8 protein-coding genes are annotated in these 12,934 nt (G+C 32.7%); 7 read left to right on the top strand and 1 reads right to left on the bottom strand.

All coding sequences use genetic code 11. From position 1 onward, the window contains the following. Nucleotides 1-18 precede the first annotated feature (18 nt). Both K5I29_RS07390 and K5I29_RS07385 read left to right on the top strand, forming a co-directional pair. Nucleotides 19-789, top strand: coding sequence for an RDD family protein (locus K5I29_RS07390; protein ID WP_264432080.1), 771 nt, complete (start codon nucleotides 19-21; stop codon nucleotides 787-789). A 3-nt stretch (nucleotides 790-792) separates the two neighbouring features. Then, on the top strand, nucleotides 793-1,152 hold the full coding sequence (locus K5I29_RS07385) for an SdpI family protein (protein WP_264432079.1): 360 nt from the start codon (nucleotides 793-795) through the stop codon (nucleotides 1,150-1,152). Nucleotides 1,153-1,206: 54 nt separating this feature from the next. Here K5I29_RS07385 and K5I29_RS07380 read toward each other — a convergent pair whose 3' ends face one another. Next, on the bottom strand, nucleotides 1,207-1,887 hold the full coding sequence (locus K5I29_RS07380; protein WP_264432078.1) for a cell division ATP-binding protein FtsE: 681 nt from the start codon (nucleotides 1,885-1,887) through the stop codon (nucleotides 1,207-1,209). A 159-nt stretch (nucleotides 1,888-2,046) separates the two neighbouring features. Between K5I29_RS07380 and K5I29_RS07375 the strand changes: the two genes are divergently transcribed. The 5 genes from K5I29_RS07375 to secDF all read left to right on the top strand — a co-directional run bounded on the left by K5I29_RS07375 (nucleotide 2,047) and on the right by secDF (nucleotide 12,866). Beyond that, complete coding sequence (locus K5I29_RS07375; protein ID WP_264432077.1) at nucleotides 2,047-5,064, top strand: tetratricopeptide repeat protein; 3,018 nt, start codon at nucleotides 2,047-2,049, stop codon at nucleotides 5,062-5,064. Nucleotides 5,065-5,083: 19 nt separating this feature from the next. Next, complete coding sequence (locus tag K5I29_RS07370) at nucleotides 5,084-6,853, top strand: porin family protein (protein WP_264432075.1); 1,770 nt, start codon at nucleotides 5,084-5,086, stop codon at nucleotides 6,851-6,853. A 64-nt stretch (nucleotides 6,854-6,917) separates the two neighbouring features. Further along, nucleotides 6,918-7,373, top strand: a complete 456-nt coding sequence (locus K5I29_RS07365) for a hypothetical protein (protein WP_264432073.1) — start codon at nucleotides 6,918-6,920, stop codon at nucleotides 7,371-7,373. A 229-nt stretch (nucleotides 7,374-7,602) separates the two neighbouring features. Next, nucleotides 7,603-9,537: a DNA topoisomerase (ATP-hydrolyzing) subunit B gene (gyrB, locus tag K5I29_RS07360; protein WP_264432072.1), complete on the top strand. Its 1,935-nt coding sequence runs from the start codon at nucleotides 7,603-7,605 to the stop codon at nucleotides 9,535-9,537. Between the two features lie 347 nt (nucleotides 9,538-9,884). Further along, the gene (gene secDF / locus K5I29_RS07355) at nucleotides 9,885-12,866 is read left to right on the top strand and encodes a protein translocase subunit SecDF (RefSeq protein ID WP_264432071.1); all 2,982 of its coding nucleotides are present in this window, start codon (nucleotides 9,885-9,887) and stop codon (nucleotides 12,864-12,866) included. Nucleotides 12,867-12,934: the final 68 nt, after the last annotated feature.

Here is a 12,934-nt window from a genome sequence, read left to right as displayed (position 1 = left end):
AAGTAAAATTATTAATAAATGGAATATATAAAAATTAACTCCTCTCAAAATGTTGTTATCGATTTCAAATTAGCAAATTTGGCAGAGCGAATCGTAGCTTTTTTTATTGATATTGCTTTAATAATTGGTTATTTGTGGCTTTTGTATTGGGTTATTGTTCCGGCTTTTTTTGCTTCAAATCAAAATACGATTATTGATTATTTTTCTGATTCTAGCCGAATAACATCGTTATATTATGTTGTTTTTATTGTAATTACTGCTTTACCAGTTATTTTTTATTCGTTACTGTTTGAGTTATTTCTGAACGGTCAAACCCCTGGAAAAATTGTGATGCGAATTAAAGTAATGAAAATTGATGGCATGCAAATGTCTTTTTTAGATTATTTAATTCGTTGGATGTTTCGATTGATAGATATTTATCTGCTTTACGGAATTGTTGCTGTGCTAAGCATTTTAATTTCTAAAAAAGGACAACGATTGGGCGAAATTGCTTCTGGATCTGCAACCGTTAGTATTAAACGCCGCGCGCATATAAAAGATACTATTTTTACTGAATTGCAACTGGATTATTCGCCAACTTTTCCGCAGGTTATTTTATTAACAGATAACGACATGCGTTTAATTAAAGAAAATTATATTATAGCTAAAAAAAATAAAGACAAAGTTTTACTTGGTAAATTAAGTACAAAAGTTTTAGATGTTTTAGAAATTACCAACCCGTTTAACACCCAAGATGAATTTTTAAACGTAATTATTAAAGATTATAATTATTACACGCAATACAATTAATATATGTTTGAATTACCTACCTCATTATTTGCAATGCCTTTTTTTTGTGGTTTGTTTTTTATGCTTGTTGGAATTATTATGTACAATTTTCCACCTAAAAAAGTAAATTACTTTTACGGCTATCGTACCGAAAGTTCTATGAAAAGTTTACCGCGATGGCATTTTGCCCAAAAATACGCAGCTAAAGCGCTCGCATTATTAGGTGCATTTTTTATTCTAATAAGTTGTTTGGGCTTTTTTATAAAACTTACTCCAAAACAAGAAAGTTATTTTGGTATGTTATTATTTTTTGCAAGCATAGCATTATTAATTTACTTCGTAGAACGTGCTATAAAAAAGAAGTTTTTATATGAAGATCAGTAATTAAATACTGATTTATACCTATAAAAAAAGCCATTATAAAATAATGGCTTGGTATTAAGAACGCTGAATAACTTCAAAAATAGATTGATCTTCGCATTTTAACGTTTTAGATGGATATTTTAATAAAATGGCATAATCGTGAGTTACCATAACAATGGTTTTGCCAAGTTTATTAATATCGCGTAAAACCTCCATAATTTCTACACTGGTATGCGGATCTAAATTTCCGGTAGGTTCGTCAGCTAAAATAATATCTGGGTTGTTAAGCAAAGCACGTGCAATAGCTACACGCTGCTGTTCACCACCAGATAATTGATGCGGCATTTTTCCACTGCTATGCGTCATGCCAACCTTTTGTAAAACCTCGACAATTTTATTTTTTCTTTCTTCGGCATCTTTCCAGCCGGTTGCTTGCAAAACAAAATCTAAGTTTTTAAAAATATTTCGATCGGGTAATAATTTAAAATCCTGAAAAACCACTCCGATGTTACGACGTAAAAACGGAATATCTTTTTCTTTTAAAGTTTTTAAATCAAAATCAACAATACTAGCTTCACCTTCAACCAAAGGTAAATCGGCATATAAGGTTTTTAAAAACGAACTTTTTCCCGAACCTGTTTTTCCAATTAAATAAATAAATTCTCCAGGTTTCACTTCCAGATTAATATCTTTAATAATTAAAGATTCGTCCTGGTAAATAAATACGTTTTTTAATGATAAAATAGATGGTTGCATAGTCAGGCAAGTATTTTTGGTAAATGTAACAAGTTAATAAAGTTAATACAAATTACCCTCTTATTTATTTTCATATTTCTTAAAAGATTTATAAAAATATTTAATTAAAATATAATAAAGATTTAATTATATATATTTGAGATACTAAACTAAATAGTTATGATAAGCCGTAATAAAATTTTATTAACCTCAATGTGTTTTGCGGCTGCCGCAACGCACGCTCAAGAATCTAGCATTTATACCTATGAGCTAGTACATTTTGATAACGCCTTAAATTTATACCAAAACAAACAATTTTTACAAGCTCAAATTTTATTTGATCAGGTAATAAAAGAAGATTTACCTTTAGATATTAAAGCCGATTGTGCGTATTACAGCGCGCAATGTGCCATTCGTTTAGATCAATACGGTGCTGATGTTTTAATGGAAGATTTTGTGGCTAATTACCCAACATCATCTAAACAAGCGCAAGCGTATTACGAGGTTGCTTCGTATTATTTTAATCAAAATTCGTATGCAAAAGCATTAAAATATTTTGATAAGGTTAACGAACGTAATTTATCTAATACAGAACGCGAGCAATTTTACTTTCAGAAAGGTTATTGCTATTTTGCTGCAAAAAATAAAAAAGATGCCGAGCGTTATTTTAATCGCATTGTAAATTCTGAAAATTTCGGAGCTCAAGCCAAATATTATATAGGTTACATGGCTTACGAAGTAGATAATTACAAGCAAGCTACCGAAATGTTTGGTAGCGATCAGGTTAAAAACAAATACCAAGATTCTATGGGCTATTTTCAGGCCGATATGAATTTTAAACTAGGTAATTTTGAAAAAGCGATCGAGGTTGGAACTGCACAACTTAGTAAAGCAAATGCGCAAGAAAAATCGGATTTAAATAAAATTATTGGAGAATCGTACTTCAATCTGCAAAAATATCCAGAAGCTTTACCGTATTTATCTCAGTATAAAGGTAAAAATGGTAAATGGAATAATGTTGATTTTTACCAATTAGGATATACGTATTACAAACAAGGCGATTACGACAATGCCATTGCGCAGTTTAATAAAATTTTACAAGGGCAAGATCACGTAGCGCAAAACGCATATTACCATTTGGGTGAAAGTTATTTAAAGAAAGACCAAAAACTTCAGGCTTTAAATGCTTTTAAAATGGCTTCAGAAATGAGTTTTGATCCTAAAATTCAGGAAGATGCTCATTTAAATTACGCCAAATTAAGTTACGAAATCGGGAATCCGTACCAATCGGTTCCGGAGGTTTTAATGGTTTACATTAAAAATTATCCAAACAGCTCGCACAAGGCCGAATTAGAGCAGCTGTTAATCAATTCATACATTTCTTCTAAAAATTATAAAGAAGCACTGCGTTTGTTAGAAAACAATCGTGCGCCTCAAAATCGCATCATTTATCAAAAAGTTGCTTTTTACCGTGGATTAGAATTGTATGCAGATGGCGATTATACCGGTGCTTATGATTTTTTTAATAAAGTAATTAGCGAAGCTAAAGATCCGGAATATACCGCACGTGCTATTTTCTGGAAAGGAGAAACCGAATATACGCTTACTAAATATAACGATGCGTTACAAAGTTTTAGACTGTTTGAAACCTTGCCAGATGCGGCAAAAGTTCGCGAAAACAAAAACTTTAATTACAACATGGCATATGCGTATTTTAAAGTAAAAGATTATGAAAACGCAGCAAAATATTTCCAAAAATATATTGACGGTTATAAAAAAGACGATAAAATGCGTTACAACGATGCGTATTTACGTATGGCAGACAGCTATTTTGTTTCGTCTAAATATTGGCCAGCTATGGAATCGTACAACAAAGCAATTCAATTGGGTACAATTGATGCCGATTATGCTGCGTACCAAAAAGCAATTTCGTACGGATTTGTTTCTAAAAACGATCGTAAAATTGAAGATTTAACCACTTTTATAAAAACATATCCAAATTCTACCTACACGGCCGAAGCTATGTACGAACTTGGAAATACGTATGTAAATGAGAACAAGGTAAACGAAGCCGTTAAAGCTTATGACAATTTAATTGCAAAATTCCCATCAAGCTTATTGGTTGGTAAATCTAAATTGCGTCAAGGTTTGGCTTATTACAACAGCAACCAAAATGATAAAGCTTTAGAAAAGTTTAAAAAAGTTGCTGCCGAACATCCAAATACCGAAGAAGCTGTTCAGGCGGTAGAAACTTCGCGTTTAATTTATATGGATTTAGGTAAGGTTAATGAATTTGCTGAATGGGTTAAAACGTTAGATTTTATCGAAATCTCATCGGCTGAATTAGATAACGATAGCTACAATTCTGCTTTAAAACAATATCAACAAAACAATGTAAAACAAGCAATTAATGGTTTTACAAGTTATTTGGCGCAATTCCCTAACGGATTACATGTATTAAAAGCTAATTTTTATTTGGCCGAAATGTATTTTGCTGACGGTTTATATAACAATGCAGCTAAATATTACGAAGAAGTTGTAGGTAAAAACAGAAACGAATTTACCGAGCAATCGTTAGTGCGTTTAAGCGAAATTTACAACAAGGAGAAAAACAATCCGAAATCAATCAAAATATTTAAACGTATTGAATCTGAAGCAGATTTTCCTCAAAACGTAAATTACGCACAAGCAAACTTAATGAAAGCGTATTACGGAACTGAAGATTTTGTAAATGCCGAAAAATATGCAAACAAAGTTTTAAGCAATACCAAAGTTGACGATAAAATAAAATCGGATGCGCAAATTATTATTGCACGTTCGGCTGTTAAAACCGAAAATTGGGCTAAAGCACAACAAGCTTATAGCAATTTACAAAAAATTGCTACCGGCGAATTGGCTGCAGAAGCGTTGTATTATGATGCGTATTTTAAAAATTTAGATAAAAAATATGCCGAATCTACAGCAGCGGTTCAAAAATTAGCTAAAGATTATTCGGGTTATAAATATTTTGGTTCTAAAGGATTAATTATCATGGCGAAAAACTTTTTTGCTACAGATGATGCCTTTCAGGCAACTTACATTTTAGAAAGCGTAATTAAAAACTTTAGCTCGTACCCAGATGTGGTAGAAGAAGCTAAGCAAGAATTAGCGCATATTAAAGGCGAAGCTGCTCAAACCAATTCATCTATTACCAACTAATTTAAAGCCGAATCGTAGCATGAAATCATATAAAATATTAGGATTATTATTTTTAGCATCAACCCAATTTTTTGCACAGAAAAAAGACGAAAATATTGGAGTTGAGATTGTAAATATTGTAAAACCATATTCACCAACTATTTCTGACGCTTTTAAAGCCAAAGAAGTTCCGGTGATTGAAGATAATGTAAACACCCAAAAGCAAGAAATAGAATACAATATATTCTCGTTTCCGGTAGCATCAACTTTTACGCCTTCTAAAGGATTGGCAAAAGCAATTGATCCGCCCAAAAAAGAAACTTATTTTCAAAACTACGTGCGTTTAGCAGGTGGTAATTACGGAACCATTGATGGCGAAGCTGCCTTAAGCTACGCGGTTAACCGTACCGATTATTTAGCTTTGTTTGCCAACCACCGCTCATCTACGGGCGGAATTAAAGATTTGTATTTAGACGATAAATATTCGTTAAGCAATGCAAAACTTTACTACGGCAGCAAATCTAGATATATGGATTGGAAAGTTGGGTTAGGGTACAAGCGCAATATGTTTAATTGGTACGGATTGCCAAGTCAGATTGAAACTTGGGTTGATCCAACAGTTTTTGATAATTTAAACGTAAAAAACGTGTACAGCACTTTTGGTGTTGACGGACAATTTACAGCCGATAATAGCATTTTAGAAAAAGGAGAATTCTTTTTTAAACATTTTAGAGATAAAAAAGATTCGCAAGAAAATCATTTCTTTATTAAACCAACAGCAAGCTTTGAAGCCGGCGGATTTGATATTGAAGCCGATTTTATTGTGGATTACTTAAACGGATCGTTTGCTCGTGGGTACCAAAACTTTTTAAACCCAATGAAGCAAGATTATACGTTAATGAACTTTGGGGTGCAACCACGCGTTTCGTACGTTTTTAATGATGATATTCACGTAAAAGCAGGCGTTGGGGTATTTTATTCTAATACCAAACACAACGGCGATTCAGACAATAAACTTTATATTTATCCGCAGGTTACCGCATCTTATGCTATTGTAGATGGAATTTTAGTTGCCTTTGCTGGTTTAGAAGGAGGTTTACAACAAAATTCTTTCGCTTCGTTGGTTGACAGAAATCCTTTTGTTTCACCTACGCAATATTTACAACCAACCTCAAATACGTACGATTTGTATGCTGGTTTAAACGGAAAAATTGCAAGTAACGTTTCGTTCAACGTAAAAGGAGGATATAAAAGACAGAGTAATTATGCCTTTTTTGTAAATAATTTGGTTTTATCACCAAGCCTTGCGACGAATGATTTTCAGCCGTACGAATACGGAAACTCATTTAAAGCTTTATACAGCGATTTAAAAACCTTACAAGTTAGCGGTAATATTCAGTATGATATTACAAAAGAATCTCATGTAGGTGTTTTCGGAGAAGTTAATTCGTACACAACAAGCCAAGCCGAAGCATGGAATTTGCCAACAGTAAAAATTGGTGCCGAAACCAATGTTAAAGTAACCGACAAATGGTTTGCTGGTGCAAAATTATTTTATGTAGGCGAACGTTATGGTAACGAAAATGTTGCAATTACAGATCCTGCTATGAACACGGTAATTGAATCCAATACCATTACCTTAAAAAGTTATTTTGATTTAAACTTTAACCTGTTGTATAAGCACAACGATCAGCTTTCTGGATTTGTGAAATTAAACAATGTAACCGGGCAAGATTATATGCGTTATAACAATTATCCGGTTCAAGGTTTTCAATTTTTATTGGGCGCAAGCTATAATTTTGATTTTTAATAATTATATTTATATCGTAAAAAAAGGTGCTTACATAAGCACCTTTTTTTTATAACTTATTATTATGACAATAACAGATAAACAAGAAATAGTTGCTCATTTGGTAACTTTTTTAAATACTAAAATTAAAACTTTACAAACGCAAATTCAAGATTTAGCAACAGATGCACAAAACGATGCAAAAGGTTCAGCTGGCGATAAGCATGAAACGGGTTTAGCTATGATGCATTTAGAACAAGAAAAACTTTCAGCACATTTAAAACAAGCGCTTGTTCAGCAACAAGAATTGCAAAAAATAGTGCTAAATGTAGCGCATAAAGTTGTTAGTTTAGGAAGTTTAATTACTACAGCAAACGGTGTGTTTTTTGTATCTGATGCTTTTCCATCTTTTAAATATCAAAATAAAACTATTTTTCCGCTTTCTGTAAACGCACCAATTTATGTTTTTTTAAAAGGCCAGCAAGAAGGTACAGAAGTTGTTTTTAACAATAAAAAAATAAAGCTATTGCAAATTGTTTAGCAAGAAAATTAAGTGTCTAAATCACTTTTTTTGAAACTAAAAAATAGTAAATATTTGGTTAAAATTTCTTATATTTGCTTATTGCATAGCAAACAATACATAAAAAATGAATTTGTGAAAATCAAGTACTATTAAGTTTGGTTCTTACAAATTTTATTTTTTTATATTTATAAAGAATAACCATAAATGTAATCTTATACAATTAATTGCTAATTGTACTATTAAAATTATGAGCGAAGAAATTAAGAATAATTATTCAGCAGACAGTATTCAGGCCCTAGAAGGTTTAGAACACGTGCGTATGCGTCCTTCCATGTATATTGGTGATATTGGAGTTCGAGGTTTACACCATTTAGTTTACGAGGTGGTTGATAACTCAATCGACGAAGCTTTAGCAGGACATTGTGATACAATTAAAGTAATTATTAACGAAAATAATTCGATAACTGTAGAAGATAACGGACGTGGAATTCCTGTTGATATTCATAAAAAAGAAGGTGTTTCTGCTTTAGAAGTTGTAATGACAAAAATTGGAGCAGGAGGAAAGTTTGATAAAGATTCGTATAAAGTTTCTGGTGGGCTTCACGGTGTTGGGGTTTCTGTAGTAAACGCACTTTCTGTTCATTTGCATGCAACGGTTTTTAAAGACGGAAAAATCTGGGAACAAGAATATGCAAAAGGAAAAGCAAATTACCCGGTTCGTCAAGTAGGTGAAACTACAAAACGAGGTACCACAGTAACCTTTTTACCAGACGATTCTATTTTTACACAAACCATAGAATACAATTACGATACATTAGCATCACGTATGCGTGAATTAGCCTTTTTAAATAAAGGAATTGTAATTGTTTTAACCGATAAACGTGTGGTAAATGAAAACGGTGAGGTAAAATCTGAAACGTTTCATTCTGAAGAAGGATTAGTAGAATTTGTTAAATACTTAGATCAAACCCGTACGCCAATCATCAACCACGTAATTTCAATGGAAACGGACAAAGGTGATGTTCCGGTTGAGGTTGCATTGGTTTACAACGATTCGTACTCAGAAAATATTTATTCGTACGTAAATAACATTAATACCCACGAAGGAGGAACCCATTTACAAGGTTTCCGTATGGGATTAACACGTACATTAAAAAAATACGCAGATGCATCCGGATTATTAGATAAATTAAAATTCGAAATTTCTGGAGATGATTTCCGCGAAGGATTAACTGCTATTGTTTCGGTTAAAGTTGCCGAACCACAATTTGAAGGACAAACTAAAACCAAATTAGGAAACCGTGAGGTTGTATCTCCTGTTTCTCAAGCGGTAGCAGATATGTTAGAAGCTTATTTGGAAGAGCATCCTAACGATGCTAAAATTATTGTTCAAAAAGTTATTTTAGCAGCTCAAGCACGCCATGCAGCCAAAAAAGCGCGTGAAATGGTGCAGCGTAAAACGGTTATGACCGGAGGTGGTTTACCAGGTAAACTATCAGATTGTTCAGAACAAAATCCTGAAAAATGTGAAATTTTCTTTGTCGAAGGGGATTCGGCGGGTGGAACTGCAAAACAAGGTCGTGATCGTAACTTTCAAGCAATTATGCCATTACGTGGTAAAATTTTGAATGTTGAAAAAGCAATGCACCATAAAGTTTTTGAAAGCGAAGAAATTAGAAATATTTTTACAGCTCTTGGTGTAACTATTGGTACTGAAGAAGATTCTAAAGCATTAAATTTAAGTAAATTGCGTTACCATAAAGTTGTAATTATGACGGATGCCGACGTTGACGGTTCTCACATTGCAACCTTAATTTTAACTTTCCTTTTCCGCTACATGCGTGAATTAATTGAAAAAGGATATGTTTACATTGCAACGCCACCTTTGTATTTAGTTAAAAAAGGAAACAAAAAAGAATATGCCTGGAACGAAGAAGAACGCTTAGAATTGGTTGAGAAAATGCCAGGAGCAACTATTCAGCGTTACAAAGGTCTTGGAGAAATGAACGCGGAACAACTTTGGGAAACAACATTAAACCCTGAGCACCGTACGTTAAGACAAGTAACAATTGATAATTTTGCAGAGGCAGATCGTGTGTTTTCTATGTTAATGGGTGACGAGGTTCCGCCGCGTCGTGAATTTATAGAACAAAATGCGGTTTATGCTAAAATTGATGCATAACAACATAAAAAAAACCACTCTATTAAAGAGTGGTTTTTTTATGCAAATTTTTTATTTAAATCATTTAAACGTTTGCTTTAAAATAATATAATTCAAATACCGCTTGTTTTACTACTTAAAACGACAAAACATAAAGTTTTGACGATATTTTTGTAAGAAAAGCTTTGAAACCATTTTTTTGTAACGAAGCAAGAACAACATTCAAAAATCGATAAAAATGTATAAAATCATTTTATAATATAAGTAATTTTATTGGTTAATGTTTTGTGAAGTTATATATTTGTTCGATTTTAAACTAAATACCACATTAGTTTATAAAACAGAACTTTAATTAATTTTTACTAATAATGCAGAATAAAGGACTCATTAAATTTATTGCAATTGTATTTGCTTTGGTAAGTATTTACCAGCTTTCTTTTACCTTTATTGCTGATAAAGTTGAAGCAGATGCTAAAAAATTTGCAGATGGAAATCCTCAAAAAGAATTTCAATATCTTGACTCTATCGGTAATCAAAATGTTTTTTTAGGTCATACTTACAATGACGTAAAAGGAAAAAAAGTTAAGAAAGGTTTAGACCTAGAAGGAGGAATTAACGTTGTTCTTCAAGTAAACCAAAAAGACATTTTAAAAAATTTGTCAAATCAATCAACTAATGCTGTTTTTAACAAGTCATTAGCTGATGCACAAACAAACCGTGAAGGAAATCAATCGTTTTTAGATGCTTTTTATATTGCATTCGAAAAAAATTCTAATGGTTCTATAAAATTAGCTTCTCCAGAAATTTTCTCGAACAGAACGTTACCTGAGGTTACTTTTGATATGAGTAACTCACAAGTAAAATCTATTTTAGAGAAAAAAATTGACGAAGCTGTAGAAAGTTCATACCGCGTTTTACGCGAACGTATTGACAAGTTTGGTGTATCTTCTCCAAACATTCAAAAAGTTGGAAACTCAGGTCGTATTTTAGTTGAATTACCAGGAGCTAAAAATATTGACGAGATTAAACAATTATTACAATCTACTGCGCAGTTAGAATTCTGGGAAACGTATAAATTTGAAGAAGTTTCTAACTTTTTATTAGCTACAAACGAATTATTAAAGAAAGATAACGCTGTTGTTGCAGAAGAAGTTGTTGTTGATTCAGCAGCTTTAGCTTCATCAAAAGTAGATCAGTTGTTAAGTGCTGCTTCTAAATCTGAAGAATTAACTGCGGAAGAACAAGCTTTAAACAACGAACCATTCTTTAAATTACTTCAACCATTAGCTTACGAAGGTTCTTCTATTGTTGGTATTGCAGCAACAAAAGATACAGCTAAAGTAAATGCTATATTGAAACGTCAAGATGTACGTAATTTATTACCATCTCAATTACGTTTTACTAAATTTGTTTGGGGTAAAATTTCAGATAAAGATCCGTTAAACGTTCAACTATATGCATTAAAAGGAAACCGTGCTAACCAAGCACCGTTAACTGGTAATGTTGTTATTGATGCGGCAGATACGTTTGACCAATTTTCGCGTCCGGCGGTTTCTATGCAAATGAACAGCGAAGGAGCAAAAGCATGGGAAGAATTAACAGGTAAAGTTTCATCACAACGTAACGCAATTGCTATTGTTTTAGACAACACGGTATATTCGGCTCCAGGAGTAAGTTCAGGACCAATTGCTGGTGGTCGTTCAGAAATTACTGGTGATTTTTCTATTCAAGAAACAAAAATTATGGCCAATATCTTAAAATCTGGTAAAATGCCAGCATCTGCAGATATTGTTCAGTCTGAAATTGTAGGTCCATCATTAGGACAACAAGCAATTGATTACGGTATTTTATCAGCTGTAATTGGTTTAGTTGCTGTTGCAGCTTGGATGGTGTTTTACTACGGTAAAGCAGGTTGGTATGCAAACATTGCATTAATCATCAACTTACTTTTATTATTTGGTATTTTAGCATCTTTAGGTTCTGTTTTAACATTACCAGGTATTGCAGGTATTGTTTTAACAATGGGTACTGCGGTAGATGCCAACATTATTATATTTGAACGTGCGAAAGAAGAATTGCGTGCTGGTAAATCGTTAAACGAAGCAGTACAATCTTCATACAGCTGGGGTGGCGCAATGCGCGCAATTGCCGATGCAAATATTACTCACATTTTAACTGGTTTAATTTTATTCTTTTTCGGAACAGGACCAATTAAAGGTTTCGCAACTACATTATTAATCGGTATTTTCACCTCTTTATTTACAGCCATTTTTATTGCTCGTATTTTTATTGACCGTGATGTTTATAAAAACCGTGCATTAAACTTCTGTACATCAATTACTAAAAACTGGTTTACAAACTTCCATTTCGACTTTATAAAAGTTAAGAAAATCACTTACGGACTTTCAGCTTTAATGGTTGCGGTTTCTTGTATTTCTTTCGCAGTAAATGGTTTTGACGAAGGTGTTGATTTTGTTGGAGGACGTACATTCCAAGTTCGTTTTGACGAGCCAGTAAATTCAACAGAAATTGCTGAGAAATTAATTGCTGATTTTGGTGTAAACGTTGAGGTTAAACAATTTGGTGGACCAGAACAAATGCGTATCATTACGAAATATAAAGTTGATGACGAAAGTTCAACAGTTGACCAAGAAGTTAACCATATTTTATATGACGGATTAAAAGGTTTTTATAAAGAACCAATTTCGTACGATGAATTCATTAAACCGGTAGAAGGTTCTTTATTAGGAGTTGTACAAGCATCAAAAGTTTCTGCAACGGTATCGAATGATATTAAAGCAGATTCTGTTATTGCAGTTGTAGGTTCTATGGTTGTTGTATTCTTGTACTTATTCCTTTCGTTCAGAAAATGGCAATATTCATTAGGAGCTGTTGCATCGGTTGTTCATGACGTAATTTTCGTTTTAGGAGCTTACTCGTTATTGTACAAATACATGCCGTTCCATATGGAAATTGACCAACATTTTATTGCAGCTATTTTAACTGTAATTGGTTATTCGATGAACGATACCGTAATTGTATTTGACCGTGTTCGTGAGTTTATTTTAGGTAAAACAAAAGGTAACTTTAACAAAATTGTTAACGACTCGGTAAACACAACTTTATCTAGAACAATCAATACATCATTAACATTAATCGTGGTTTTATTAATCATGTTTATTTTTGGTGGAGATTCAATTCGCGGATTCGTTTTCGCTATGTTAATCGGTATTATTGTAGGTACTTATTCTTCATTATTCTTAGCAACGCCTATCTTAGTTGATACAATGCCTAAGAAAGATAAAAAAGAAATTGAACGCTTACATGCTGAATCTAACGTTGAAGCATAATTATAAAAAAAGGATTGAACTTGTTCAATCCTTTTATCTTTACTATAAAATAAAACCCGAAGTACAAC

It is taken from the genome of Flavobacterium agricola (assembly GCF_025919725.1).
Lineage (GTDB): Bacteria > Bacteroidota > Bacteroidia > Flavobacteriales > Flavobacteriaceae > Flavobacterium > Flavobacterium agricola.
Note: the sequence above shows the minus strand (reverse complement) of the source record. Positions and strands in the feature narration are given on the sequence as shown.

Bases quoted from the DNA above. Each gene is read 5' to 3' on its own strand.
- K5I29_RS07390 (WP_264432080.1), top strand. From the start codon at position 19: ATGGAATATATAAAAATTAACTCCTCTCAAAATGTTGTTATCGATTTC.
- K5I29_RS07385 (WP_264432079.1), top strand. From the start codon at position 793: ATGTTTGAATTACCTACCTCATTATTTGCAATGCCTTTTTTTTGTGGT.
- K5I29_RS07380 (WP_264432078.1), bottom strand. From the start codon at position 1,887: ATGCAACCATCTATTTTATCATTAAAAAACGTATTTATTTACCAGGAC.
- K5I29_RS07375 (WP_264432077.1), top strand. From the start codon at position 2,047: ATGATAAGCCGTAATAAAATTTTATTAACCTCAATGTGTTTTGCGGCT.
- K5I29_RS07370 (WP_264432075.1), top strand. From the start codon at position 5,084: ATGAAATCATATAAAATATTAGGATTATTATTTTTAGCATCAACCCAA.
- K5I29_RS07365 (WP_264432073.1), top strand. From the start codon at position 6,918: ATGACAATAACAGATAAACAAGAAATAGTTGCTCATTTGGTAACTTTT.
- gyrB (WP_264432072.1), top strand. From the start codon at position 7,603: ATGAGCGAAGAAATTAAGAATAATTATTCAGCAGACAGTATTCAGGCC.
- secDF (WP_264432071.1), top strand. From the start codon at position 9,885: ATGCAGAATAAAGGACTCATTAAATTTATTGCAATTGTATTTGCTTTG.